Origin of the sequence: Segniliparus sp. (genome assembly GCF_051660745.1) — a bacterium.
Lineage (GTDB): Bacteria > Actinomycetota > Actinomycetes > Mycobacteriales > Mycobacteriaceae > Segniliparus.
Genome location: NZ_JBOFQF010000006.1, coordinates 32,700 through 59,077, shown reverse-complemented (window position 1 = coordinate 59,077; position 26,378 = coordinate 32,700). Strand labels below are relative to the sequence as shown.

Here is a 26,378-nt window from a genome sequence, read left to right as displayed (position 1 = left end):
GCGGGCGACGTAGAGTCTACGTCGCCCGCGCCCGCGCGCAGCCCCCGATCGGCTACAGCGCGCCGTCCGAGTACGGCTCGCCGACCTCGCCCGAGCCCGCCTCCACGTCCTCGGCGAGGAGGGCGTACAGCTTGCGCCTCGCGCCGGAGAGGATTTCCACGGCCTTGGCGAGCTGGTCGGGGTCGCCGATCACGACGAGCTCGCGCAGCGCGCCCATCAGTTTCCGGCCTTCGGGCCACAGCTCGCGGGCGGGGTCGGGCTCGTCCGCGTCGGCCCAGACTTCGCCGAGCTCGGCGCCGAACTCTTCGACGTGGGCCCGGCCCGCTTCGGTGAGCTTGGCCGTTTTCCGCCCGTCCTCCTCCTCGATGAGCACGAGCCCCTCGTCGCGGAGCTTCGCGAGCGCCGGGTAGATCGAGCCGGGGCTCGGGCGCCACGCGCCGTCCGAGCGCTCGCTGATCCGCCGCATGAGCTCGTAGCCGTGCAACGGCTCCTCCGCGAGGAGCGTGAGAATCGCCGCCCGCAGATCGAAATTCCGCCGGTCGCTGCCGTGATGGCGCCGCCTGTGCCCGCGCCCTCGGCCTCGGCCGTGCGGAGCGCCGCCCCAACCGGGGCCGCCGAAGGGGCCGAAGCCCGGACCAAAGCCGGGGCCGAACGGGCCGTCTGGCCCGAAGCCCGGCCGTCTGAAGTCGGAGCGAGCGGCGCACGCCCGCCGAGTGCCGTCGATAGCCTCTGCCGGAACCCGGTCGAAGAACTCGAAGTACGCTGGTCTGATCATTATTTCCTCCTAGTTTTCGTCTGATATATCGACACTGTCGATATATCGAATATACATCGAAAACTCTTCCCGTCAAGAAATTTGCCGATATATCGAAATGATCTGCATCACAACGCCCCGCCGGTCCTCCTGGGAGGTCAAATGGATGTATCGCAAGGCAGCGGGCGACGCCTGGGGCGCCTCCCGCTTGCGGGGGACAACGAAGGAGATCGCGATCTGGGCCCTGGGAATCAGCCGATGTCGGAGGGATCCACCTTCACCCTGACGAATTCGCCGTCGCCTTTCGCCGAGACGACCGCGCGGGCCGCCCGCAGCGCCGCCGAGAGCGCAGCGCCATGTCGGCGGGGCGCCCTCACCAGCATCCGGACCTGGACGCCCGTGTCGTCCTCGCCGAGCTCGACCGGCCCGAGCGCTTCTGCGTCCTCGGGCAGCTGCGCGGCGGCGAGGAACCGCTCCACCGCATGCGCCTCGCCCTCGACCGAAGCCATCCGCACCGCAGGCGTGAAGCCGAGCTCTTGGCGGTCCGCGAGCTCCTGCTCGGCCAACCACCACGGATCCCAACGGATCAGCGCCTCCACCGCAGGGGACGACGCGTCCGCAGTGATGACCACCTTGCCCCCGTGCGAGGCCGGCCGGACCAACGAGGCCGCATGGAACCAGGCGTGCGCGGCCTGCTCGACCGCTCGAAGGTGCTGGCGGTCGAGCAACTGCCACGCGTCGAGGAGGATGGCCGCCCCGTAGCCGCCAGGCCGCCCATCCGCTGTGGGCGCGACCTGCGGCTCAGCGCCGGGAGTCGCCACGACCAGCACCGGCGAGGAAGGCGTTTGGTCGATGATCCGCTCCCCCGCGCTGTGCTTGACGCTCGTCCCGGGAAACGCCCTGCCGAACTCCTCCGCCGTGCGCTCGGCCCCTTTCACCCCGGCGCGCACGCTCTTTGCCCCGCACGCGGCACAGGCGAAGTTCGTCTCCGTCTCGGCGCACCAGCCGCACCGCATGCCCCCGGCCGGGTCCATGGCGAGCGGGCCATGGCAGTGCCTGCACCTCGCCGCCGTGCGGCAGCGGGCGCAGGAGAGCGCCGCCAAATACCCTTTGCGGGGCGTTTGCACGAGCACCGGGGCCTGCGCGTCGAGCGCCGCCCGCGCGGCCGCGAACGCCGAGCCCGGCAGGCGGGCCGAACGGGCCAGCGGGTCTCGCTCCAATTCGAAGTCGCTCTCCCCCGCCGCCGTGACGCGCGGGGCACAGGCCCGGACCTCGGACCGGCCCGCTTGGATCCCGTGCGCCCAGCCGGAGTCGACCAGCAGCCTGCCCTGCGGCGTCACGGTGCTCCCCGCGACGAGGAGGGCGCAGCCCGACTCCTGCGCGCGCAGGATCGCCACCTCGCGCGCGTGGTAATACGGGGCGCGCTGCTCGTGGTGGTTCTCGTCGCCGTCGTCCCAAATCGCGACGAGGCCCAGATCCGGCACCGGCGCGAACATCGCGGCCCTGGTGCCCGTCACGCACCAGACCTGGCCGCGCAACGCGGCGAGCCATTGCCCGTAGCGGGCGGCGGGCCCGGCGTCCGCAGTGATGGTCGCGACCGCGCGCGGGCCGAGGACCTCCTGGCACGCCTGCGCCAGCGTTTTGACGTCTCGATGGTCGGGGGCCACGAGCACGCTGGTGCGGCCTCGGCCCGCCGCCACGGCGGCGAGCTCCGCGAACCGGCGCTGCCACGACTCCCCCGGCAACGCCGACCACACGCCGCGCGGGCCGCGCCCCGCCGCCAACGCCGTGGCGAACGCGGCGCCGTGCTCGTATCGGGACCAGCCGTCCAAGGCCGGACAGGACGCCGGAGCCTCTCGCCCACGAGGAACCGCCGGGACGGCCTCTTCGGTCCGCGCGTGCCTCGGCGGGATCGCGAGGCGCAGCACCTCGCCCCGAGTGCCCGCGTACCGCGCGGCGGTCGCCTCGACGAGCGCGCGAAGCTCGGACGGCAGGACGCGCTCCGGCGAGACCACGCGATGCAGGGGCGCGAGGCGGCCTTCGTGGTCGCTGCGCAGCGCGCGCTCCAGCAGGATCCCGTCGACCAGCCGCCCGGCGAAACGGACCCGCACCCGGACCCCCGGCTGCGCCGCCTCGTCCTGCTCCTCGGCGACCAGGTAGTCGAACTCCCGGTCCAGATGCGCGGGGCCGAGCAATGGCAGCACCTTGGCGACCGGCAGCGCCTTCGCCATAGCGCCCATTGTCTTCACACGATCACGTTACCGGGAAAAGACGACACACCCGCTTGCCCGCTCGATCAGATGGATGAGATCCAAGGCGGAAGGCCGCGTGGCGTACAGGGATAGCGAGGAACGAGCGTTGGTACGCGAGCGGCCGACAACGCAGGAGATCGCCATCTGAGCAGCGGCCACACCCCTTAAAGGCCGGCTTCGGCCTTGAGCGCGTCGGCCCGGTCGGTCTGCTCCCACGGCAGCTCCACATCCGTGCGGCCGAAGTGGCCGTACGCCGCGGTCTGCGCGTAAATCGGGCGGAGCAGGTTCAGGTCGCGGATGATCGCCGCCGGACGCAGGTCGAAGACCTTGGAGAGGGCTTCGCGGATCTTCGCGGGGTCGACGTGCTCGGTGCCGAACGTCTCGACGAAAAGGCCGACCGGGGCGGCTTTGCCGATGGCGTAGGCCACCTGGGTCTCCACCTTGTCCGCGAGGCCTGCGGCCACGACGTTCTTGGCGACCCAGCGCATCGCGTACGCGGCGGAGCGGTCCACCTTCGAGGGGTCCTTGCCCGAGAAGGCGCCGCCGCCGTGGCGGGCGTACCCGCCGTAGGTGTCGACGATGATCTTGCGGCCGGTCAGCCCGGCGTCGCCCATCGGGCCGCCGAGGACGAACTTGCCGGTCGGGTTCACCAGAAGCCGGTAGTCCGAGATGTCGAGCCCGTCCGCCCCAGCGGCCTGGAGCACCGGCTCCACCACGGATTTGCGGATGTCCGGGGCCAGGAGGTTGTCCAGGTCGATGTCGGCGGCGTGCTGGGTGGAGACCACCACCGTGTCCACGCGCACCGCCCTGTCGCCGTCGTATTCGATGGTGACCTGGGTCTTGCCGTCCGGGCGCAGGTACGGCAGGACGCCGCTCTTGCGGACCTCGGTGAGCCTGCGCGAAAGGCGGTGCGCCAACGAGATCGGCAGCGGCATGAGCTCGGGGGTGTCGCGGGTCGCGAAGCCGAACATCAGGCCCTGGTCGCCCGCGCCCTGCTTGTCGACGTCGTCGCCGAGGCCGTCCACCCGCGACTCGTACGCGGTGTCGACGCCCTGGGCGATGTCCGGGGACTGCGCGCCGATGGCGATGTTGACGCCGCAGGAGTTCCCGTCGAAGCCCTTCGAGGAGGAGTCGTAGCCGATCTCGAGGATCTTCTCGCGCACGATGCTCGGGATGTCCACGTACGCCTTGGTGGTGACCTCGCCCGCGACATGCACCTGGCCGGTGGTCACCAGAGTCTCCACCGCGACGCGGGAAGCAGGATCCTGCGCCAGCAAGGCGTCCAAGACCGAGTCGCTGATCGCGTCGCAAATCTTGTCTGGGTGGCCCTCAGTGACCGACTCGCTGGTGAACAGCCGCCATCCTGCTTGGCTCATCTTTATTCTCCTCAAGTGCATGTATCGGGCTGCCGCCACCGCAATACACGGGCAGCGGCTCACCATAGCCAACTACGTCCGGCCGCAAGGGCTCCTGCCGCGCCGTGTTTCTGCGGTTGATTGCGCGCTGGCAACCAACGGGGTCATACTACCCGCTTCGAGACCGAAGGGCCGCAGCAGCGTCGAGAACACGGCTCGCGATCGCCGTCTTCGACCCCCGCGCGAGAGCCGTCTCGGTCCCGTCCGTCCCGAGTATCCAGCCCGCGTTCTCGTCCACCTCGAAAGCGTTCCCCTCGGTCACCGCGTTCACCACCAACAGATCGCAGCCCTTGTTGGCCAGCTTGCGACGCGCGTGGAAGAGCACGTCCCCGTTGTCGTCCCCGGTCTCGGCCGCGAAACCCACGATTGTGAGGTCCGGCGGCAGCGCGCCCTGCCTCCTCGTCGCGACGAGCGACGCGAGGATATCCTCATTGCGCTCCAAAATCACCGGGTCCGGCTCCGCGCCGGACTTCTTGATCTTCGTCGGCGAGACGGCCTTGGCCCGGAAATCGGCGACGGCGGCGGCCATCACGACCACGTCCACCTGGTCGGCCAATTGGACGACGGCCTCCCCCATTTGCTGCGCGGTGGTCACGCGCACCACCTTCACGGCGGCGGGGTCCGGCAGGCCTGCCGTCGTCCCCGCGACCAAGACAACCTTCGCGCCGCGTTGGGCCGCGAGGCGGGCTATCGCGTAGCCCTGTTTGCCGGAGCTGCGGTTGCCGAGGAACCGCACCGGGTCGAGGGGCTCTCGGGTGCCGCCCGCCGTCACGAGGACGCGGAGTCCCGCGAGGTCCCGCGGCAGCGCGTCCGACCGTTCGAGCAGCAGCTGGCCCAGCGCCGCGATCTCTTCCGGCTCCGGGAGCCTGCCTGGGCCGCTGTCCGCGCCGGTGAGCCTGCCCGAAGCAGGCTCGAGCACCACGGAGCCGCGCTCGCGCAATGTCGCCACGTTCGCCTGTGTCGCGGGATGCTCCCACATCTCGGTGTGCATCGCGGGCGCGAAGAGGACCGGGCATCGGACCGTGAGCAGTGTCGCGGTGAGCAGGTCGTCCGCTTGCCCGTTCGCCGCCCTGGCGAGCAGGTCGGCGGTCGCGGGCGCGACGACGACGAGGTCGGCCTCCTGGCCGATCCGGACATGCGGGACGTGCGGGACATCGTCGAAGACCTCCGCGCTGACCGAATGCCCGGAGAGCGCCTCGAACGTGGCGGCTCCGACGAATTTGAGCGCGGACTTGGTCGGGAGGACCCGGACTTCATGCCCGTCCTCCACGTAGCGACGGATGATCGAGCACGACTTGTAGGCGGCGATGCCCCCGCCAACGCCGATCACGATCTTTCTGCTGCCCGGGCGGCGGTCTGCGGCGTTATCGGCTCCTCGGGTACCCATACCGCCTCCGCACACGTCGTCGCCCGCTGCCTCGCATCTCATCCGCCTGGATCAGGCTTGCAGCTGGCCCTCGTTGTGCTCCAAAAGGCCCTCGTGGATCTCGCGCAACGCGATGGAGAGCGGCTTCTCCTGCAGGCCGGGCTCGACCAGCGGGCCGACGTAGTCGAACAGGCCCTCGCCGAGCTGGGTGTAGTAGTCGTTGATCTGGCGGGCGCGCTTGGCGCCGTAGATCACCAGGGCGTACTTGGAGGAGACGTGCTCCAGCAACTCGTCGATCGGCGGGTTGGTGATACCCTGCGGCGGGTCGAAAACGAGCGCTTCGCTCATGCTTGTGACTCCTTGTTGGTCGGCGTGGTCGTCAGTTCCCTCTCCAGTCTGTGGACCAACGATACCAGATCTGCGGCTGTTCGCTCCACGTCCTGGTTGACGACGACCTCGTCGAATTCCCCTTGCGCGGCCAGCTCGACCTGCGCGGTCTGCAGCCTGCGGGCCACCACGTCCTCGGCCTCGGTGCCCCGCCCGCGAAGGCGCGACACCAGCTCGTCCCAGTTCGGCGGGGCGAGGAAAACGAGGTAGGCCTCGGGGACGCGAGCCCTGAGGGCTCGCGCTCCGCCGAGGTCCACCTCCGTGAGAACGGAAACACCGTTCTCGATGGCCGCCCGCACCGGCTTTTCAGGTGTGCCGGAGCGGTGCAGGCCTTTGTGGATGCTCGCCCACTCGAGGAATTCGTCGTCGGCCACCATCTGGTCGAAGCGCTCGGGCGGGATGAAGTAGTAGTCCACTCCGTCCCGTTCGCCCGGGCGCTGCTCCCGCGTGGTCGCCGAGACGCTCACCCGGAGTTCGGGCATGAGCTGGCGCATCCGGGCCACGATCGTGGACTTGCCCACGCCGCTCGGACCGGTCAGCACCACCAGCCGCCCTTGACGGGCGGGCATTAGCTGCCGAACTTGGCCAGCAGGGCCTTGCGCTGACGCTCGCCGAGCCCACGCAGGCGGCGGGTCGGGGCGATCTCGAGCTCGGTCATCGCCTCCTGGGCCTTGACCTTGCCGACCTTCGGCAAGGACTCCAGCAGAGCGGAGACCTTCATCTTGCCGAGGACGTCGTCCTGCTCGGCGTCTTCGAGGACCTTGGCGAGCTTCACCTTGCCCTGCTTCAACTTCTCTTTGAGTTCCGCGCGGGCCTTGCGGGCCGCAGCAGCCTTGTCCAGTGCCGCCTTGCGTTGCGCGTCCGTCAACTGGGGAAGAGCCACCTTGCCTCCGTATCTTCGAATTTCGTCTTCTCGTGTTTAGGCCGTCTTAGCCAGCCGGAAAATGACCGTACCTGCTCGGTCATCGCGATTGTGGGAGGCCCCCCCTATTTTTGCGGGTCAGCGTGTTGCGGAATCCTCGGCGATGTTTCCCCCGCCCGGCTTTGTCTCGCTTCAGTCGCAGATAGGACACGGTTTTGCCACGCGTCTGCGCGGTATCCGGTATTTCAGGCGCTCAGCGCTTCCGCAAGCATGTCCGTGGTTCGTGTCGCAGCGTCCCGCAGAGCCCCGACGGCGGGCCCCGCGCGGAGCAACGACCGGGAAGCAGCGACGAGAAGGCCTTCCCGAGCGGTCGGGAAGCGTCTCGCGACGTCCGTTTCCACGGCCCCCTGCGCCCCGAACCCCGGCGCGAGGACGACCCCGTTCAGCCCCGAGAGGTCGAGCCCGTGGTCGAAGGTGGCCCCGACGACCACGCCGCCAACACCGCCTTCCGCGTTCCACCCGGCGACCTCGTCGACCACCGACTGGGCCACCCGTCGCCCGTCGTCGAGCCTCGCGGACTGCACCGCCCGAGCCTCCGGGTTCGAGGTGGCGGCGAGCACGATCACGCCCCGCCCGGCCTCGCGCGCGGCGGCCACAGCGGGCCGCAGGGCCCCTGCCCCGAGATATGGGGACACGGTGACCGCGTCGGCCTTGAACGGGGCTCCTGGGGCCAGCCAGGCTTGCGCGTAGGCCTGGAGGGTCGAGTCGATATCGCCCCGCTTCGCGTCGGCGATCACCAAAAGCCCTGTTTTCGCCGCCGCGTCCAAGCCGACCTGCAGCGCGACGAGGCCCTGCGGCCCGTGCGCCTCGAAGAAAGCGACCTGGAATTTGATCGCCGCAGCCGTGTCCGCGAACGCGTCGACGCACCGCTGCGCGAAGATCGCGAGCCCCGAGGGGTCGTTCGGCAGGTTCCACGCCGCGAGCAGCTCGGGATGCGGGTCGACCCCGGCGCACAGATGCCCGCGTTCGGCGACCACCGCGAACGCCCGCTCGTTGAAGCTCATCGCGGCCCCCAGGCGGCGATCTGCGGCGTTATCGGAGCCTCGTGTGTGCTCCGCCTCCCCAACACACATCGGCTCCTGCTGCCTTGCATCTCATCCGCCTGGAGAACCACGCTGCTCACGAACGGCTCTCCCAGATGGAGGCGTGCAGCTCCTGCAGCGACTTCACCCCGATGTCGCCCGCGATCCGCGCCTCGATGCCTTGCACCGCCGCGCTCGCGCCCTGCGCGGTGGTGACGCACGGGATGTCCGCGACGACAGTCGCGCCTCGGATCTCGTAGCCGTCGCTGCGCGTCCCAGAATGCCCGGCAGGCGTGTTGATCACCATGGCGATCTCGCCTGCCCGAATGGCCTCCACAATGCTCCTCGGGCTCTCCAGCCCCTGCTCGCGAGCCGCGAGCACCTCGGAGTGCTTGGCCACGACTTCGCAGTCGATGCCGTTGCGGCGCAGCATGTGCGCGGTGCCCTCCGTCGCCACAATGGAGAACCCGAGCGAGGCGAGCCGGGAAACCGCGAGCAGCAGCGAGCGCTTGTCCCGGTTGGCGATGGACACGAACACCTTGCCGGAGGTCGGCAGCTCGCCGTAGGCCCCGGACTGGCTCTTCGCGTATGCCCGGCCGAAATCGGTGTCGATGCCCATGACCTCGCCGGTGGACTTCATCTCCGGGGAGAGCAGGATGTCGAGGCCCTCCCCCCCCGGCTTGCGGAACCGGTTGAACGGCAGCACCGCCTCCTTGACCGCCACCGGGGCCGCCACGTCGAAGTCCGCGCCGTCGCTGTTCTTCGGCAACAGGCCCTCGCCGCGCAGCTGCGCGATGCTGGAGCCGAGCATGATCCGGGCCGCGCACTGGGCGAGCGGCAGCGCCATCGCCTTGGAGACGAACGGCGTGGTGCGCGAGGCGCGCGGATTCGCCTCAAGGACATAGAGCTGGTCGTCTTTGAGGGCGAACTGCACGTTCATCAGGCCCCGCACGCCGATGCCGAGCGCGAGCGCCTCGGTCTGGCGGCGCACTTCGGCGATATCGGCGCGGCCGAGCGTCACCGGCGGCAGCGCGCACGCGGAGTCGCCGGAGTGGATGCCCGCCTCCTCGATATGCTCCATGATCCCGCCGATGAACACCTCGTCGCCGTCGCAGAGCGCGTCCACGTCGATCTCAAGGGCGTCTTCGAGGAACCGGTCGACGAGCACCGGGTGCGCGGGCGACGGCGCTGTGGCGCGGTCGACGTAGCTGTGCAACGAGGCCTCGTCGTAGACGATCTCCATGCCCCGCCCGCCGAGCACGAACGAGGGCCGAACCAGGACCGGGTAGCCGATCTGGTCGGCCACCGCCGCGGCCTGCGCGACGCTGGTCGCGACCCCGAACTTGGGCGCGGTGAGGCCGAGCCTGCCGAGCAGCTCGCCGAACTGGCCCCGGTCCTCCGCGAGGGCGATGGCCTCCGGGCTGGTGCCGACGATGGGCACGCCCGCCGCTTCCAGCGCCTCGGCGAGGCCCAGCGGGGTCTGCCCGCCGAGCTGGACGATCACGCCCGCGATCGTCCCGGACTCCCGCTCGGCGTGGTACACCTCCAGCACGTCCTCGAAGGTGAGCGGCTCGAAGTAGAGCCGGTCGGCCGTGTCGTAGTCGGTGGAGACGGTCTCGGGGTTGCAGTTCACCATGACCGTCTCGTAGCCGGCCGCCGAGAGCGCCCGCGCGGCGTGTACACAGGAGCAGTCGAACTCGACGCCCTGGCCGATCCGGTTCGGGCCGGAGCCGAGGATCAGCACCTTCGACCGCTCGCGCTGCGGGGCGACTTCCGTCTCCGCCGCCGGGTCGAGCTCGTAGGCCGAGTAGTGGTACGGGGTCTTCGCCTCGAACTCGGCGGCGCAGGTGTCCACTGTCTTGAAGACCGGGCGCACGCCGAGCCGCTGGCGCAAAAGGCGCACGCCCGCCTCGCCCGCGAGCTCCGGGCGAAGGGCCGCGATCTGCCGGTCCGAGCAGCCGGAGCGCTTGGCGCGGCGCAGCAGCTCGGAATCGAGCACCGGGGCGGACTCCAGCTCGCGGCGCAGTTCCACGAGGCCCTCGATCTCGGCGAGGAACCACGGGTCCACGCCGGAGGCCTCCGCGACCTGCTCGATGTCCGCGCCGAGGCGCAGCGCCTCCTCGATCTGGTAGAGCCTCCCCTCGGTGGGGGTCCGCAGGGACTCCAACAGCTCCGCCACGCTCTTGCCGGAGTCGGGCAGGGTCCAGAAGCCGACGGCCTTGGTCTCCAAGGACCGCATCGCCTTGCCGAGGGCTTCGGCGAAGTTGCGGCCGATGGCCATCGCCTCGCCGACCGACTTCATCGTGGTGGTGAGCGTCGTGTCGGCTCCGGGGAACTTCTCGAACGCGAAGCGGGGCGCCTTGACGACGACGTAGTCGAGGGTCGGCTCGAAACACGCGGGGGTCTCGCCGGTGATGTCGTTGACGATCTCGTCCAAGGTGTAGCCGATGGCGAGCTTCGCGGCGATCTTGGCGATCGGGAAGCCGGTGGCCTTCGAGGCCAACGCCGAGGAGCGCGAGACCCGGGGGTTCATCTCGATGACGATGATCCGCCCGTCGACGGGATTGATGGCGAATTGGACGTTGCAGCCGCCGGTTGCGACGCCGACCTCCCGCAGGATGTCGATGCCGAGGTCGCGCAGCCGCTGGAACTCGCGGTCGGTCAAGGTCATCGCGGGCGCGACGGTGACGGAGTCCCCGGTGTGCACGCCGACCGGGTCGAAGTTCTCGATGGAGCAGACGACGACCACATTGTCCTTGCCGTCGCGCATGAGCTCGAGCTCGTACTCCTTCCACCCGTAGATGGACTCCTCGATGAGCACGTTCGCGGTCGGCGACGCGGCGAGTCCCGCGCCCGCGATCAGCTCCAGGTCCTCTTGGGTCCGCGCGAGGCCCGAGCCGAGCCCGCCCATGGTGAAGCTGGGACGCACCACGACTGGAAGACCCAGCTCTGCGACGGTGTCCTGCACCTCGGCCATGCTGTGGCAGACCCGCGAGCGAGCCGACTCGCCGCCGATTTTCGTGACGATGTCTTTGAAGCGCTGGCGGTCCTCGCCGCGCTGGATGGCCTCAACGTCGGCGCCGATGAGCTCCACGTTGTACTTCTCCAGCACCCCGTTCTCGTACAAGGCGATGGCTGTGTTCAGCGCGGTCTGCCCGCCGAGGGTGGCGAGGATCGCGTCGGGGCGCTCGCGGGCGATGACTTTCTCCACGAACTCCGGCGTGATCGGCTCGATGTAGGTGGCGTCCGCGAACTCCGGGTCGGTCATGATGGTGGCCGGGTTCGAGTTCACCAGCGAGACGCGCACCCCCTCCGCGCGCAAAACCCGGCACGCCTGGGTGCCGGAATAGTCGAACTCGCAGGCCTGCCCGATGACAATGGGGCCGGAGCCGATGACGAGGATGTGCTTCAGATCGTCACGACGTGGCACGTCGAGACCTCCTTTCCCGCCTCACTGGACGGTCCGTTAAAGGATGTCGAACGGCCTGAGTCTAGCAGCAGTCGGGGCGTGGGTCAGAACGTCCAGCTGCCGTCCGGGGAGAGCACGAAGCCAGAGTCCCCGCTCCAATGCGCCACGCACGCGATCATCCCTGCGTCGCCGACGGCGCAGGCGGCCCCGAACTGTTCCGAGCCCAGCTCGATCTTGTGGCCGGGCGTGAGCAGGCGGTAGGCGCTCGGGTCGATGGAGCGCTTCGTGAACTGGCCCGAGCCGTCCGGCTCGGTGACTTGCTCGAAACCGGCGAGGTCGACCTCCTTCAGCGTTGCGCCGAACGAATGCTGGCCGTCTGCGCCGGTGGAAATGTCCGGGGCGCTCACCGCGTTCTCCCCGTGCTCGACTCCCGGCAACGGGCCCCAGCACCTCGCCCAGAAGGCAGGGCCGCGCGAGTAGGTCGGCATCCGGCAGCGCACGCCCTCCTGCGTCACGAACTGCACGCCGCGCACCCCGTAGGTCTGATAGGTCTCGTAGCTTTTCGCGTCGACCGCCGCGTAGCCGTCCAGGTCCGGGAACTCCGGATGCGCGGCGGCGTTCGGCGCGGCGAGCGACCCGAAGATCGCCGTCAAAACCAGCGCCCCATAGATCCTCATGCGCCGAGTGTAAGGACTAGCGCTTGATCTCAGGCGCTCAGCCCAGGGCGAGAAGGCTCACGGACCCTGCCGCCAATGCCAGACCGATCTGCTGGATCCGGGCCACCCGCTCGCGCAGCACAAGCCAGGCGAGCAACACCGTGGCCGCCGGATACAGCGCAATGATCACGGTGGTCACGCTGAGCAGCCCGGAACGAGAGCCGAGCAGGAAGAACATGTTCGCGAGCTCGTCGAGCACCCCTGCCACAAGGGCAGGAACGACCGCCAACGGCTTGCCCCGCAATTTCCGCCACGAGAGCAGCGCAGCTGTCAGCAGAATGCCGCTCGCCACGGCGCGGCCCACGATGAGCGGCGCGAGACCGCTGCTGTGCGGAGCTTGGTGCAGCGCGATGAGCTGCGCCGCGATCGCGACGCCTGCCACGAACGCGAGTCCGAGGCCTTTCGCGCTCGGACGGCTATGCGCCTCCTCCCCGCCCCGCGCGACGAGGACGATGGCGGCAGCCGCGAGCGCCATGCCGAGCCAGGCCTTCGGCGACAAGACTTCTCCGGAGAGCACCCCGACCGCCACCGGCAGCACCGCGCTGACCACAGCGGTGACCGGGGAGAGCACAGTCATCGGCCCGATCGCGAGCGTGACGTAGAGCAGCGTGAACGCGGCCGCCGAGGCCACGCCGGAGAGCGCCCCCCAGACGAGCGCGTCGTGGTCGAAGTCGGCTCCGAGGAACGGCGCGAGGGCAGCCGCGAGCACGAGGCTCGCCGGGGCGCTGATCGCCACCACGCAGAGCACATGAGAGCGCCGGGCCGCGACGCCGCCCGCGAAATCGGCCACGCCGTAGCTGATCGCCCCGACGAGGGCGAGGATGATCGCCAGCATTTAGAACGTCCAGCTCCCCTCGGGCGACAGCACGAAGCCGTGGCGCCAACCGTCTTCGTTGTCGGACGCCGCTTTCTCCATCTGGCACACCGTCAACCCGCCGTCGCCGACCGCGCACGTCGTCGCCGCCCCTGCCCCGGCGGCGACGATCTTCTGCCCCGGAGCCAACACCGGGTAGTCCTTCTTGGCCAACGGGATCAGATCGTCCTTCCCCGGGAGGCCCAAGTTCTTGTACCCGTAGCCCTGCCGGTCCGACTTCGCGAAGACCGGCGCAGACGGAGCCGAAGCCTTGTCCAGCTCGATGGAGCTCTCTCCGCCAGCGACGCCGGGAAACGCGCCCCAACACGCGAGGGACGCGAACCCGGCGCGACTGTTCTTCTGGATTCTGCACAACACCCCGCCCGGAGTCGCGAACTGCCATCCAGTCGTCATGTACGCGGAGTACGTCCGATACCCCTCCGCGTCCACTGCCGTGAAGCCGTCCAGGTCCGGGAACTGCGGTTCCGCGCCCGCCTCGGGAGCGACGACGGAGCCGAGCACCGCGACAGCCGCCAGCGCCCCACGGAATATTCTCATCGATCGATGATATCGCTCGCGGCCTGCGATCTGGCCAGGCCGAACGTCGCGCCGACCATGACGAGCACGCACGCCGCGATCAGCGCCCATCCTGCGCCATGGACCTGCAGATGCTCGTCGAAGACCACAGATCCGCACAACGCGGCGGCAATCGGCTCCGCCACCGTCAACGCGGGCAACGAAGCGCTGATCTCGCCCGATTGGAAGGCAAGCTGCTGCAGGTAGAAACCGCTCGCCCCGGCCGCGACCAACGCCCACGTCTGCCAGGCGAACGGGAGCGCGAGGAGGTCCGTGGAGCCGATGGCGATCACCGACTTGGTCAATGGCGCGCCTATGCCGAACAAGACGCCCGTGGACGCGCCGAGCAGCAGCGCCCGAGCGTTCCCGCTCGCGAACTTCGCAGCCACGACACAAGCTCCCGCGACGAGGCCTCCGGGGATCAACGCGACCAGCCACTGCCGCAGGGGAGCCGACTCAAGCCCCTCGTCAGGGTGGCCCAGCAGCACGAAGAACGCCAACGCGGCGGTGAGCGCCATGGCGAGCAGCACAGCGCGGCGCGTGAGCGGCCGCCCGGTGAGCGCGGCAGAGATGGGGAGCGCGAACAAGAGCGAGGCCACCAGCAGCGGCGAGACCAGCAGCACCGAGCCGACGGCCAGCGCGGCGGCTTGCACCAAGTAGCCGCCGCCGTCGCCGAGCACGCCCGCCCACCAACGCGGCTGTTTGACGAGCGAGCGGACGAAGGCGAGCCCCTGCGCGTGCTCCTGCGGCACGTCTTCGGCCACGCTCTGCTGGGCCGCCGAGGCCGCCGCGAACAACAGCGCGGCGAAGAGCGCGAGGCCGATGGCGAGGATGTCGGAGCTCATCGGGCTACTTGCCCAAGAGCGACACGAATTGGTCGAAGTGGTTCGCGGCGTCGTGCGGGCCTGCCGCGGCCTCGGGGTGGTACTGCATCGAGAACGCCCGGCCGCTCGCCAGCGCCACGCCCTCGACCGTGCCGTCGTTGGCGCAGGTGTGGGTCACCAGGGCCTCGCCGAACGGCGTGTCGAACCGCTGCCCCGCCTCGCCCTCGATCGCGAACCCGTGGTTCTGCGAGGTGATGATCGCCCGGCCCGTCGCATGCTCGATCACAGGGATGTTGATGCCCCGGTGGCCGAACTTCATCTTGTATGTGGACAGGCCGAACGCGCGGCCGAGGAGCTGGTTGCCGAGGCAGATGCCGAAGAACGGCAAACCTTCGCCGAGCGCCTCGCGCAGCGTCTCGACCACGCCGGTCGCCGTGGCCGGGTCGCCGGGCCCGTTGGACGCGAAGAGCCCGTCCACGCCGAGCTCTTTGATCTGCGCGTAGCTCGTGCTCGCGGGCACCACGTGCACCCGGACGCCCCGCTGCGCCAGGAGCCTCGGCGTCATCGTCTTGATCCCGAGGTCGAGCGCGGCGACGGAGTAGCGGGCCTCGCCGTCCGGCTCCACGACGTATGCCTCCGGCGTGCTCACCTCGCCCACCAGGTCCGCGCCCGCCATCGACGGCTGGTCGCGGACGATCCCGACCGCCTCTTCCCTGCTGGTCAGCGCATCCCCCGAGAAAACCCCTGCCTTCATCGAGCCGACATCGCGCAGCTTGCGCACCACGGTGCGGGTGTCGACGCCTTTGATGCCGACGATCCCCTGCCGGCGCAGCTCGTCTTCGAGACCGCCCTCGGACCGCCAGTTCGAGGCGCGGCGGGCGAGGTCGCGGATCACGTACCCGGCCACCCAGACCCGGTCCTTGGCCGCGTCGGGCCGGTAGGACTCGGAGTCCTCGCTGTTCCAGCCGGTGTTGCCGATCTGCGGAGCCGCCGCGACGACGATCTGGCGGCGGTAGCTCGGATCGGTCAGCGTCTCCTGGTAGCCGGTCATCGCCGTGCAGAACACGGCCTCGCCGAGCGTCTGCCCGGCCGCGCCGAACTGCTCGCCGGGGAACACAGTTCCATCTTCAAGGACCAATACAGCAGTATTGTTCATCTCATCCTTCCTGATTGGTCGTTGGAGCTCAGCCACGCAGCCTGCGCGGCGGGGTTGTCGGCGCGGAACGCCGTGTCGAGGAGCGTCCCGTTCGGCAAGGTCCAGCGGATCACGCCGAACGCGCCGTTGCGGGCCACCTTGCCCGCCGCGGCGCGCTCGGACCGCACAGCGACCACGGCGGCGGCAGGCACCCACAGCCCGTCCGGCTGCCCCGGCGCGTCGATGTCCAGCAGAAACCCGCCGGTCTGGCTGGTGAGCGTCGCACGAGACCGGAGCCCGAGCCCCGCCCACGCCACTCGCTCCTGCCAGTTCGGCGCGAAAGAGCTCCCGACATACACCCCGCTCACCGGGCCGAAAAGCACGTCGCCGCGCTTGTCGGCGGGCGGAGTCGGGTGCAGGCTCCCGAATCGGACCTGCTGCGCGCGCTGGCGGCGTTGCCAGCCTCGGCGCATCGCCCATGCCGCGACGACAAGGAGCAGCAGGAACACCAGGATCTGCACCACGTAGCTCACCTCCACGAGGGCTCCCCGTTCCGAGCCGTGACCGTGCCGCGCAAGAGCGTCGCCACCGCCCTGCCGCGCAGCCGCATCCCCTCGAACGGCGTGTTCGTCGCGATGCTCGTGAGCTCCTCGCCGCGCACGGTCCACTCGGACTCCGGGTCCACGACCACGAGGTTCGCGGGCTCGCCCACCGCGATCGGCCTGCCTTGGTCGGCGAGGCCCGCGATCCGCGCCGGGTTCTCGCTCATCACGCGCGCCACGCCGCGCCAGTCCAAGAGGCCGGGGCGCAGCATGGTCTCCAACACGATCGGCAGGGAGGTCTCCAAGCCAAGCATCCCGGGCCGGGCGAGCGCGAACTCGCGGTCTTTGTCGTGTGCCGCGTGCGGGGCGTGGTCGGTCGCGACCGTGTCGATCACGCCGTCGGCGAGCGCTTGGCGCAGGACCGCGACGTCGCTCTCCTCGCGCAGCGGCGGGTTCACCTTGTAGACCGGGTCGTAGTCCTCCAGCCGCGAATCGTCGAGCAGCAAGTGGTGCGGGGTGACCTCGGCGGTGATGGCGATCCCCTGCTCTTTCGCCCACCGCAGGACGGACACGCTGCCCGCCGTGGAGACATGGCAGATATGCACCCTGGCCTTCGCGTCCCGAGCCAGGATCGCGTCCCGCGCGACGATGGAGTCCTCCGCCGAGCGCGGCCACCCGGCAAGGCCGAGCCGCGCCGCCGTCGGCCCCTCGTGCGCGCAGGCGCCACAGGTCAGCCTCGGATCTTCCGCATGCTGGGCGATGAGCGCCCCGAGGCCCGATGCGTACTCCAACGCCCGGCGCATCACCAACGGGTCGCTCACGCAGTAGCCGTCGTCGGAGAAGACGCGCACCTGCGCCTCGCCCGCCGCCATGATGCCCATCTCGGCGAGCCGCTCGCCCTTCTGCCCGACCGTGACCGCGCCGACCGGATGCACGTCCACCAGGCCGACCTCCTGCCCGCGCCGCCAGACGTGGTCGCAGACCAGCGCCGTGTCCGCGACCGGGTCGGTGTTCGGCATCGCGAAGACGGCGGTGAAACCGCCGACCGCCGCAGCGGCCGAGCCCGTGGCGATGGTCTCCGCGTCCTCCCTGCCGGGTTCGCGCAGGTGGACGTGCATGTCCACGAGGCCGGGCAAGAGCACGCCCTCGCCGCCGTCCACGACCTCTGCGCCGTCCACGGAGAGGCGCGGGCCGATCTCGGCGATCACACCATCCTCGACGAGCACGTCGACCGGTTCGCCCTCGCCGTACAGGCGGACGTTCTTAATCAGGACAGACGCGCTCACTGGCTGCTCGCTCACTGGCTCACAGCCTCCTTCGCGGCGGGCGCCTGCGATCCAGCCAGCAACCGGTACAAGACCGCCATCCGCACATGCACGCCATTGCGGACCTGCTGGAGCACGGTGGACTGCTCCGAGTCCGCGGCGGCGTCGGAGATCTCCACGCCTCGGTTCATCGGCCCGGGGTGCATGACCACGGCTTCCTCCTTCAACTGGTCCAGCCGCTTCGGGCTCAGCCCGTACAACGTCGAGTACTCGCGCAGCGAGGGGAAGAAGCCGCCGTTCATCCGCTCCGCCTGCAGCCGCAGGGCCATCACCGCGTCGAGCCCACCCAGCTCCGCGTCCAGCTTGGAGGAGACCCGGATCCCGTCTCGCTCGAAGCCGGGCGGGACGAGCGTCGGCGGGGCGATGAGGACGACCTCCATGCCGAGGAGCGCGAACAGGCGCGCCCCCGAACGCGCGACCCGGCTGTGCAGGAGGTCGCCGACGATGCCGATGCGCTTGCCCTCCAAAGATCCAGTGCCCTGGTCGCCGAGCCGCTCCCGCAGGGTGAGCGCGTCCAAGAGCGCCTGCGTCGGATGCTCGTGCGTGCCGTCCCCCGCGTTCACCACCGATGGCCCGCCGCCATCCGGCTCGGCGGTCCACTCCGCGATCCGCCGCGCGGCGCCGGAGGCCGGGTGGCGAACCACGATCACATCCGCCCCCGCCGCCCGCAGCGTCAGCGCCGTGTCGCGCAACGACTCGCCTTTCGCGGTCGAGGAGCTAGAGGCCGAGACGTTGACCACGTCCGCGCTCATCCATTTGCCCGCGATCTCGAACGAGACCCTGGTCCGGGTGGAGTTCTCGTAGAAGAGGGTGATGACGGTGCGCCCGCGCAGCGTGGGGAGCTTGCGCACCACACGCCCTTCGAGCAGGTGCGAGAAGTGCGCGGCGTCGTCGAGGAGGGCTGTCGCCTCGTCCCTGCTGAGGCCCTCGACGCCAAGGAGGTGCTTCATGCGCCGCTCCCAGGATCGCCCGCAGGCTGAGGCGCAGTGCGGATGAGCGCGACTTCGTCGCGGCCGTCGTGCTCCACAAGGCGCACGGCGACGCCCTCGGAACGCGCGGTGGGAATGTTGCGGCCGACGTAGTCGGCGCGCAGCGGCAGCTCGCGGTGGCCCCGGTCGACAAGGACTGCGAGCTTCACGACAGCGGGCCTGCCGAGGTCGCGCAGCGCGTCGAGCGCCGCCCGGACGCTGCGCCCCGAGAACAGCACGTCGTCCACCAGGATCACCACCGCCCCGTCGACTCCGGGGGGCGGGATCTCTGTGACGCCGAGGGGCCGGTTCGGGCGCTCTCGCAAATCGTCTCGGTACAGCGTGATGTCCAAAGCGCCCGCCGGGACCTGCGTCCCGGAGAAACGCTCGACCTCGGCGGCCAGCCTGCGGGCGAGCGCCACGCCACGGGTCGGGACGCCGAGCAGGACGACCGGGGGCGAGCCGGGGCTGCCGGGGGAGGTGGTCTCGATGATCTCGTGCGCGATGCGCGCAACGCAACGGGAGAGGTCGGAGGCGTCCAGCAACAGCCGTTCGGCTGCACGGGCCTCTTCAGAAGGCGAGTTTTCCGTCATGCTCCTGACTTCCTTGTCCGCCTCACTGGACGGACCGTTAAAGGACGTCGAATCTGGTCGAGCCTAGCAGATCACCGGCGTTGCGGTCCAGGCACGGAAGTCACGGCCAGATCGCCCTTCTCCCGGCCCTGGCGCAGAGTCTTCTTGTCGAATTTGCCGACCGAGGTGCGCGGCACCTGGTCGATGAAAGCCCAATGCTCCGGCACCTGCCAGCGGGGGAAGCTCGCCTCGAGGTGCGCGCGCAGCTCCGCGATCCGCTCCAGCGCGGAGGCCGTGCCCGTCTCTGCGAGCACGACGCAGGCCAGCGGCCGCTCCCCCCAGGTCTCGCAGGGCACGGCGACGACCGCGGCCTCCCGCACCGACGGGTGCGCCATGAGCTGGTTCTCCAAATCAACCGAGCTGATCCACTCGCCGCCGGATTTGATGACGTCCTTCGTGCGGTCCGAGATCACCATGTAGCCGTCGTGGGTCAGCTCGCCGACGTCGCCGGTGCGCAGCCACCCGTCGTGGAACTTCTCCGGGGCGTCCACCCGGTAGTAGCTCGTGGTGACCCACAGCCCGCGTATCTCGATCTCGCCGACTCCGCTGCCGGGGGGAACCGTCCCGCCCTCGTCGTCCACGATCCGGACTTCGACTCCCGGCGCCGGTTTGCCGACATAGGAGCGGTAGCGCCAGTAGTCGTCGCTCTCCGGGCCGAGGTCGTCGCGCGGGACCGGAACCGTCGCGACCGGCGAAGTCTCGGTCATCCCCCACAGCTGCACGAGGTCGACGCCGTGCTCCGCGCGGAACGCCTTCATGAGCGACACCGGCACCGCCGACCCGCCGGAGTAGAGATTGCGCAGCGAGGAGAAGTCCACGTCCCCCGGGTGCTCGCGCGCGAAACGCAGCATATCGGCCCACACCGTCGGCACGCCGGAGGACAACGTGACCCGGTGGTCGTGGATGAGCTTCGCGATGGGCTCGCCGCCGAGGAACCGGTCGGGCATGACGAGGCCGCTGCCCGCCATGAAGCCCGCGTGCACCAGCCCCCACGCGTTGGCGTGGAACATCGGCACCACGGGGAGGACGCGGTCCACCGGGGAGAGGCCGAGCAAGCCCGCGGTCGTCACCGCCATCGAATGCAGATACAGCGACCGGTGGCTGTACACGACCCCTTTCGGGTCTCCGGTGGTGCCAGAGGTGTAGCACATCGAGGCCGCCGAGTCCTCCTCGACGTCCGGCCACTCCCGCAACGGGTCGGCGGACGCGAGCAGCCCCTCGTAGTCGTGCGTCTCGATCCGCGACGCGGAGGCCGCCACCGCCTCGGCAAGGAGGGCCGAGTCCGCCTCGCCCGGAGTCCCCGACACGATGATGTGCCGGACGGTCCGCATCGACGGCAGGATCTTCGCGAACAGCGCCACGAGGCTCGCGTCGACGACGACGACCGCGTCCTCGGCGTGATTGGCGATCTGGGCGACCTGCTCAGGCGCGAGACGAATGTTCAGCGTGTGCAGCACGGCCCCCATCGCTGGGATCGCGAAGTACGCCTCGACGTGCTCCGCGTTGTTCCATTGGAACGTCCCCACCCGCTCGTCCGAGCCGATCCCGAGCCCGCGCAACGCCCCGGCGAGGCGGGTGGCGCGCTCCGCGGACTCCGCGAACGTCCTCGTCGTGAAACCGGATTCGGTTTTCGTGACGATCCGCTGGTCGCCATGGATGTCGCGGGCGTGCTGCAGGATCGCGCCGACATTCATCCGCCCGCCCGACATAGTGCCTCGCATCGCACGTCCTCCATCACTTCGATCAGCCTGTATGAGATACGGCACTCATTCTAGCCTTGGCAGATTTTTTCTTCAGAAGAGGTCGAGGCGGGCAATAAGCCGCGAGAGCCACGGCGCGAAGCGGTACTGGCGGTAGCCGAGCTGCGCCTCAAGGGTGACCGGGACGACCGACTTGTTCTTCTTCACCGCCCAGAGGATCCGCTCGGCCACTTTGTCCGGCGTGAAGCCGCGCCGCTTGTAGAGCTTGTCGATCCGACCGACCTTCGCGAGGCGGTCCTCCTCGGAGAGGCCCGCGATCTGCGTGGTCCGGATGATGTTCGTGTCCACGACGCCGGGGCAGATGGTCGACACGCCAACGCCCGCCGCGTGCAGCTCGGCGCGCAGCACGTCCGAGAACATGAACACTGCCGCCTTGCTCGTCGCGTAGAGGCTCAAACTGCGCTGCGGGGAGTACGCCGCCATCGAGGCGATGTTCACGATATGCCCGCCGATGCCCCGCGCGACCATGTGCTTGCCGAAGAGCTGCGATCCGGAGATGACGCCACGCAGGTTGATCCCAAGGACCCGGTCGATCTGGGCCTGTGTGACGTCGAAGATCGGGCCGCCGAAACCGATCCCCGCGTTGTTCACCACGATGTCCGGCGTCCCGTGCTCGGCGAGCACCCGCAGGGCGAATGCCTCGAAAGCCGCGTGGTCGGAGACGTCGAGCCGGTACGCGTGCGCGACGGCTCCGGACTGCGCGATGAGCGCGACGGTCTCTTCCGCCGAGGCGAGGTCCACATCGCTCACCACGACCTCGGCCCCTTCGCGGGCGAAGGCGAGCGCGGTCTCTCGCCCGATCCCGCTGCCCGCGCCGGTGATGGACACCAGCTGCCCCGCGAAATCGCCCTGTGCCGTTGACAAGCGCTGTGTCATTTCGCGACCGCGACCCGAGCCCGTTCAAAGACCCGCGAGGGCTTGCCGCCGAGGCCGTCCACGAAGTCCTCGACCAGCGTGGCGATCGCCTCGGGGCGGGCGTAGGCGACCCAGTGCCCGGTGCTCAGGTCGTGCCGCCACAGGTTGGCGGCCCAACGGGGGTAGTCGTCGTAGGTGGCCGCCCGGACCGCGATGTCGTTGCGGTTCACGAGGAGCTGGACCGGGATGTCGGTTGGCCGGGGGTTCGGCGCGGCGAACACTGCCCGCGAGGAGTTCGCCCAGTAGACCCGCAACCCGTTCGCCATGTCCTTGCCGAAGGTCGGCGCGAGGTTGACCCGCTCGGCGGGAGTCCCCTCGATCAGCTTGAGGAAAAACCGCCACACCTTTGGCCGCCCGAGCACGGCGGCGAAGAGCGCCTGCGGCAGCGGGGTCATGTGGAAGAAGATCTGGTAGAGCAGCGACGCGATCTGGCTGGCCGCCCACGGGGCCTTGCGCAGCTGCCGTTTGGTGAACACCTCGCGCAGGTTGACGCCGAGGTAGTCGAGGCTCGGCCCGGAGATCGAGGTGAACGAGGCGATCCGCCCCTTCGCGCGGTCCTGGACCACCGCCTCCCAACTAGCGCAGGAGCCCCAGTCGTGCGCGACGAGGTGGGCGGGCCGGTCCGGGCTGACCGCGTCGATCACCGCGAACACGTCGTCGGCGAGGTCGACCATCCGCCACTCGCGGAAGCTCTTCGGGCTGGTGCTGCCGCCGTGGCCGCGCGAGTCGTACGCGACGACGTGGAACCGGTCCTCCAACAAGGCCGCCGTCTGCTCCCACATATGGTGGCTGTCCGGCCATCCGTGGGTGAAGACGAGGGTGGGGTTCTTCGGGTCGCCCCGCTCGAACACGGCGAGGGAGACAGGTCCGGATTGCACCCTGCGCTCGCGCACGGGGAAGGCCTGCTGCGCGGCAGCGACTGTTTCGATGGAAGTGACCGATTCGTCAGACATGGCTGCGAGCCTACTCCCGGCCACATCCGGGCGCGCGGGGCGGGCGGCTTCTCGGTCAGTCCTCTTCTTCGCCTGCGGGCACGCCCGCGCGGACCTCGTCCGCCAAGCCCACCAATTGGCCGAGCACCCCGTTGATGAAGCCCGGCGACTCGTCCGTCGAAAGCTCCTTCGCGAGCTCCAACGCCTCGTCCACCGCGACGACGGCGGGCACCTCGGGGGCGAACAGCAGCTCCCACACGGCGATGCGCAGGATCGAGCGGTCCACGGCGGGCAGCCGGTTCAACGACCAGCCGCCGCGCAGGTGGTCGACAATGGTCTGGTCCACCACGTCCAGGTTGTCCCGCACGCCTTCGAGGATGAGCAGCGCGTACGGCGTGAGCTGCGGCGCGGAGAGGTCTTTGACCAGCGCGGCGGAGCGCTCCGCCGCGAGCTCGGCCGGGTCGAGGTCGCGCGCCTCGGCCTCGAAGAGCAGCTCCACCGCGCGCAGCCGCGCCTTGCGGCGCGAGCCTGCGCGTTTCGCGGGGTCGGACAAAGCGTTCAGGCCCGGATCCCGTTAAGCGTTCACGCGCCCGAGGTAGCTCCCATCGCGGGAGTCCACCTTGAGCTTGTCGCCGGTGTTGATGAAGAGCGGGACCTGGATCTCCGCGCCGGTCTCCAACGTCGCGGGCTTCGTGCCGCCGGTGGAGCGGTCGCCCTGCAGGCCGGGGTCGGTGTGCGACACCACGAGCTCGACGGTGGTCGGCAGCTCGACGAACAACGGCACGCCGTTGTGGGTCGCGATCTGCACCACCGTGCTCTCCAAGAGGTACCTCGCGCCGTCGCCGAGGACCGAGGGGGAGACAGGCTCCTGCTCGAAGGTCTCGCCGTCCATGAACACGAAGTTCTCGCCGTCTTTGTAGAGGTAGGTCATGTTGCGGCGGTCGACCGTGGCGGTGTCCACCTTCACCCCGGCGTTGAAGGTCTTGTCCACGACCTTGCCGGAGACCACATGCTTGATCTTGGTGCGCACGAAGGCCGGGCCCTTGCCGGGCTTGACGTGCTGGAACTCGGTGATCTGCCACAGCTCGCCGTCGAGGGACAGCACCAGGCCGTTCTTGAAATCACTTGTGGAAGCCATTGTCTCGCTGCTCTTCTTCGTGTCTGAATAGTCTCTCGTGACCGCTGCGGTCACGGCTCCAGGATGGTAAGCGCCTTGTCGGTGAGTGTCAAAAGCAAGTTCTCGGACTCGCCGACCACCAGGGTGTCCTCGATCCGGACCCCGCCCTTGCCCGGCAGGTAGACGCCCGGCTCGACGGTGAGCACGGAGCCGACCGGCACCAGGCCGTCGGAAAGCTTGGAGAGCGCCGGCGACTCGTGGATGTCGAGCCCGACCGCGTGGCCGAGCCCGTGGTCGAAGTGGTCCTTGTGCCCGGCCGCGTCGATCAGGTCCCGAGCGGCCGCGTCGACCGATTTCAGCTCCGCCCCCGGCTTGAGCGCCGCGCGCCCGGCGGTCTGCGCCGCGAGCACCAAGCCGTACACCTCGCGCTGCCAGGCGGCGGGCTCGCCGAGCACATAGGTGCGGGTCATGTCGGAGTGGTAGCCGAGCCAGAGCGCGCCGAAGTCGATCTTCACGAAGTCGCCCGTCTTGAGGACCGCGTCCGTCGGCCGGTGGTGCGGCATCGCGGAGTTGGGCCCCGCCGCGACGATCGTCTCGAAGGACGGGCCCTCCGAGCCGAAGTCCAACATGCGGGACTCCAGCTCCCTGGCCACCTCCAACTCGGTGCGCCCGGCGCGCACTCCCCCGCCCGCGAGCAGCGCGGCGAGCGCCTGGTCGCCGATCTCGGCGGCCTTGCGCAGCGCTTCGACCTCGTGGGGGTCCTTGACGACCCGCAAAAGCTCCACCACGCCCGCGACCGGGACGAGCTCCGGGGCGACGAACGCCACCTGGTCGGCGGCTTGGCCCGCCGCCGCGACCAGCGCCCGGTGCTGCTGGAGCGTCACGATGTGGCTCTCGACGCCGAGCTTGTGCGTCTTCTGCTTCGCCGCGTGCGCGACCAGGGCCGTCGCGACCCCGCGCGCGTTGAGGACGACGAGGTCCGGGGCTTGCTCGGCGACCTGCGTCGTGTACCTGCCGTCGGTGGCGATCCGGGACTCGGCCTCGCCCCTCGCGTCGACCAGCAGGCCTCCGTTGGAGCCGGTGAAACCGGAGAGGTAGCGGACGTTGGTGAGATCGGTGACGAGGAGGGCGTCGAGGCCCCTCTCCCGCAGCGCCGCCCGCAGCGCTTCCCTGCGAGCCAGATGGTCGAAAGTCATGCGTCGAGCCTACCGCCTCGCCCCGGCCGCCGAAGGGCGGATCACACCGCTTCGCAGACGAGCGCGTCGTCCGCTGCCGCTTGGGCCTCGTCCCTGCCCCCTGCTTGTTCGCCATCCGCTTGTTCGCCATCCGCCCCGTTCCGCGCCCGCTGGCGCAGAGCAGTGTCCGCCACGAGCGCCGCGAGCGCCAGAGCCGTCATACCCGCCCCGACCCACAGCGGCGAGACGAAGCCGTAGCCCGCGCCGATGGCGAGGCCCGCGAGCCACGGGCCGAGCGTGTTGCCGACGTTGAACGCCGCGACATTCGCGCCCGAGGCCAGCGTCGGCGCGTCGGCGGCGCTGCGCATGACACGGGTCTGCAGCGCCGGGCACATGGCGAACCCGAAGGCCCCGAGCAGGGCCAGCGCGACCAGGACGACCGGTTTCACGTCCGCCGCCAGCGCGAACACCACCAGCGTCGCGACCACGCCGCCGAACGCGACCAGCAGCGCGCCGGTCGGCCTTCGGTCGGCGGATTTGCCGCCGAAGTAGTTCCCGACGCACATGCCGAGCCCGAAAAGGATCAGCAGCCACGGCACCGTGGCGCTCGCGAACCCGCCCACCCTGGTGAGCGTGAAGGCGATGTAGGAGAACCCGCCGAACACCCCGCCCCAGCCGAAGATGGTGAGCCCCATCGAGAGCCAGACCTCCCCGGAGCGCAGGCCTGCGATCTCGGCGCGCAACGAGCCGCCCTCGCGATCCCTCGCCCCGTCCGCCGGGGTGAGCGCCGCGATCGCGACGAAACCGACGACCCCGATGGCAGTGATCGCCCAGAACGTGGAGCGCCACCCGAAATGCTGGCCGAGGAAGGTGCCGAACGGCACGCCGAGGACGTTGGCCAGCGTCAGGCCGCCGAGCATCATCGAGACGGCCGCCGCCTGCCTGCCCGGCGCGACCAGGCTCGCGGCGACAACCGCCCCGACGCCGAAGAACGCGCCGTGGCACAGCGCCGCGACCACCCTGCCCAGCATCATCGCCTCGAAAGTCGGCGCGATGGCGGAGAGCAGGTTGCCGATGATGAAGAGCACCATGAGCCCAAGCAGCACGCGCTTGCGGTCGAACCGGGACACCCCGGCGGTGACGAGCACCGCGCCGATCGCGACGGCGAGCGCGTAGCCGGAGATCAGATAGCCTGCGGTCTGCTCTGAGACCGCGAAGTCGCGGGCGAGCTCCGGCAGAAGGCCCATGATCCCGAATTCGGTCAGGCCGATCCCGAAACCGCCGATGGCGAGGGCGATGAGGCCGAGCGGCATAAGAACTCTCCCATGTTTGCCAGCGAAGCGAGTGCTGCGATGATTGGATGTTGCGAGTGCATTAATTG

At 69.8% G+C, this 26,378-nt stretch carries 25 protein-coding genes; all 25 read right to left on the bottom strand.

Annotated features, from left to right (window positions below; translation table 11 throughout):
- Nucleotides 1-52 precede the first annotated feature (52 nt).
- The 25 genes from ACRC20_RS02895 to ACRC20_RS02775 all read right to left on the bottom strand — a co-directional run bounded on the left by ACRC20_RS02895 (nt 53) and on the right by ACRC20_RS02775 (nt 26,310).
- Nucleotides 53-775 (bottom strand): PadR family transcriptional regulator, encoded by a 723-nt coding sequence (locus ACRC20_RS02895; RefSeq protein ID WP_438684837.1) that lies wholly within the window; start codon nt 773-775, stop codon nt 53-55.
- Between the two features lie 230 nt (nt 776-1,005).
- Complete coding sequence (locus ACRC20_RS02890) at nt 1,006-2,985, bottom strand: primosomal protein N' (RefSeq protein WP_438684836.1); 1,980 nt, start codon at nt 2,983-2,985, stop codon at nt 1,006-1,008.
- A 185-nt stretch (nt 2,986-3,170) separates the two neighbouring features.
- Complete coding sequence (metK, locus tag ACRC20_RS02885) at nt 3,171-4,382, bottom strand: methionine adenosyltransferase (protein ID WP_438684835.1); 1,212 nt, start codon at nt 4,380-4,382, stop codon at nt 3,171-3,173.
- A gap of 148 nt (nt 4,383-4,530) precedes the next feature.
- Nucleotides 4,531-5,808: a bifunctional phosphopantothenoylcysteine decarboxylase/phosphopantothenate--cysteine ligase CoaBC gene (gene coaBC / locus ACRC20_RS02880; RefSeq protein WP_438684834.1), complete on the bottom strand. Its 1,278-nt coding sequence runs from the start codon at nt 5,806-5,808 to the stop codon at nt 4,531-4,533.
- Nucleotides 5,809-5,859: 51 nt separating this feature from the next.
- The gene (rpoZ, locus tag ACRC20_RS02875; RefSeq protein ID WP_438684833.1) at nt 5,860-6,135 is read right to left on the bottom strand and encodes a DNA-directed RNA polymerase subunit omega; all 276 of its coding nucleotides are present in this window, start codon (nt 6,133-6,135) and stop codon (nt 5,860-5,862) included.
- The gene (gene gmk / locus ACRC20_RS02870; protein WP_438684832.1) at nt 6,132-6,743 is read right to left on the bottom strand and encodes a guanylate kinase; all 612 of its coding nucleotides are present in this window, start codon (nt 6,741-6,743) and stop codon (nt 6,132-6,134) included. The genes rpoZ and gmk overlap by 4 nt, the downstream gene beginning before the upstream one ends.
- A complete protein-coding gene (gene mihF, locus ACRC20_RS02865; protein WP_438684831.1) occupies nt 6,743-7,057 on the bottom strand; it encodes an integration host factor, actinobacterial type in 315 nt (104 codons plus the stop codon). Before mihF ends, gmk begins: the two co-directional genes overlap by 1 nt.
- A 224-nt stretch (nt 7,058-7,281) precedes the next feature.
- Nucleotides 7,282-8,100: an orotidine-5'-phosphate decarboxylase gene (pyrF, locus tag ACRC20_RS02860; protein WP_438684830.1), complete on the bottom strand. Its 819-nt coding sequence runs from the start codon at nt 8,098-8,100 to the stop codon at nt 7,282-7,284.
- Between the two features lie 115 nt (nt 8,101-8,215).
- Nucleotides 8,216-11,548: a carbamoyl-phosphate synthase large subunit gene (carB, locus tag ACRC20_RS02855; protein WP_438684829.1), complete on the bottom strand. Its 3,333-nt coding sequence runs from the start codon at nt 11,546-11,548 to the stop codon at nt 8,216-8,218.
- 83 nt (nt 11,549-11,631) lie between these two features.
- The gene (locus tag ACRC20_RS02850; RefSeq protein ID WP_438684828.1) at nt 11,632-12,204 is read right to left on the bottom strand and encodes a hypothetical protein; all 573 of its coding nucleotides are present in this window, start codon (nt 12,202-12,204) and stop codon (nt 11,632-11,634) included.
- A gap of 37 nt (nt 12,205-12,241) precedes the next feature.
- Nucleotides 12,242-13,078, bottom strand: coding sequence for an EamA family transporter (locus ACRC20_RS02845; protein WP_438684827.1), 837 nt, complete (start codon nt 13,076-13,078; stop codon nt 12,242-12,244).
- Nucleotides 13,079-13,654 (bottom strand): hypothetical protein, encoded by a 576-nt coding sequence (locus ACRC20_RS02840; protein ID WP_438684826.1) that lies wholly within the window; start codon nt 13,652-13,654, stop codon nt 13,079-13,081.
- A complete protein-coding gene (locus ACRC20_RS02835) occupies nt 13,651-14,517 on the bottom strand; it encodes a DMT family transporter (RefSeq protein WP_438684825.1) in 867 nt (288 codons plus the stop codon). The genes ACRC20_RS02840 and ACRC20_RS02835 overlap by 4 nt, the downstream gene beginning before the upstream one ends.
- Nucleotides 14,518-14,521: 4 nt before the next feature.
- A complete protein-coding gene (carA, locus tag ACRC20_RS02830) occupies nt 14,522-15,652 on the bottom strand; it encodes a glutamine-hydrolyzing carbamoyl-phosphate synthase small subunit (RefSeq protein WP_438684824.1) in 1,131 nt (376 codons plus the stop codon).
- Nucleotides 15,649-16,170 carry a PH-like domain-containing protein gene (locus ACRC20_RS02825; RefSeq protein WP_438684823.1) on the bottom strand — a complete coding sequence of 174 codons (522 nt, stop codon included), beginning with the start codon at nt 16,168-16,170 and terminating at the stop codon, nt 15,649-15,651. Before ACRC20_RS02825 ends, carA begins: the two co-directional genes overlap by 4 nt.
- Nucleotides 16,161-17,474: a dihydroorotase gene (locus tag ACRC20_RS02820; RefSeq protein WP_438684822.1), complete on the bottom strand. Its 1,314-nt coding sequence runs from the start codon at nt 17,472-17,474 to the stop codon at nt 16,161-16,163. The genes ACRC20_RS02825 and ACRC20_RS02820 overlap by 10 nt, the downstream gene beginning before the upstream one ends.
- The gene (locus ACRC20_RS02815) at nt 17,471-18,448 is read right to left on the bottom strand and encodes an aspartate carbamoyltransferase catalytic subunit (protein WP_438684821.1); all 978 of its coding nucleotides are present in this window, start codon (nt 18,446-18,448) and stop codon (nt 17,471-17,473) included. Before ACRC20_RS02815 ends, ACRC20_RS02820 begins: the two co-directional genes overlap by 4 nt.
- Nucleotides 18,445-19,059, bottom strand: a complete 615-nt coding sequence (gene pyrR / locus ACRC20_RS02810; protein ID WP_438684820.1) for a bifunctional pyr operon transcriptional regulator/uracil phosphoribosyltransferase PyrR — start codon at nt 19,057-19,059, stop codon at nt 18,445-18,447. The genes ACRC20_RS02815 and pyrR overlap by 4 nt, the downstream gene beginning before the upstream one ends.
- Before the next feature lie 71 nt (nt 19,060-19,130).
- A complete protein-coding gene (locus ACRC20_RS02805) occupies nt 19,131-20,819 on the bottom strand; it encodes a long-chain fatty acid--CoA ligase (protein WP_438684819.1) in 1,689 nt (562 codons plus the stop codon).
- Between the two features lie 72 nt (nt 20,820-20,891).
- The gene (locus ACRC20_RS02800) at nt 20,892-21,722 is read right to left on the bottom strand and encodes an SDR family NAD(P)-dependent oxidoreductase (protein ID WP_438684818.1); all 831 of its coding nucleotides are present in this window, start codon (nt 21,720-21,722) and stop codon (nt 20,892-20,894) included.
- Nucleotides 21,723-21,730: 8 nt separating this feature from the next.
- Nucleotides 21,731-22,726, bottom strand: coding sequence for an alpha/beta fold hydrolase (locus ACRC20_RS02795; RefSeq protein WP_438684817.1), 996 nt, complete (start codon nt 22,724-22,726; stop codon nt 21,731-21,733).
- Between the two features lie 55 nt (nt 22,727-22,781).
- A complete protein-coding gene (gene nusB, locus ACRC20_RS02790) occupies nt 22,782-23,258 on the bottom strand; it encodes a transcription antitermination factor NusB (protein WP_438684816.1) in 477 nt (158 codons plus the stop codon).
- 21 nt (nt 23,259-23,279) lie between these two features.
- A complete protein-coding gene (gene efp, locus ACRC20_RS02785; protein WP_438684815.1) occupies nt 23,280-23,843 on the bottom strand; it encodes an elongation factor P in 564 nt (187 codons plus the stop codon).
- A 50-nt stretch (nt 23,844-23,893) separates the two neighbouring features.
- On the bottom strand, nt 23,894-25,018 hold the full coding sequence (locus ACRC20_RS02780; protein ID WP_438684814.1) for a M24 family metallopeptidase: 1,125 nt from the start codon (nt 25,016-25,018) through the stop codon (nt 23,894-23,896).
- Between the two features lie 41 nt (nt 25,019-25,059).
- The gene (locus ACRC20_RS02775; RefSeq protein ID WP_438684813.1) at nt 25,060-26,310 is read right to left on the bottom strand and encodes an MFS transporter; all 1,251 of its coding nucleotides are present in this window, start codon (nt 26,308-26,310) and stop codon (nt 25,060-25,062) included.
- Nucleotides 26,311-26,378: the final 68 nt, after the last annotated feature.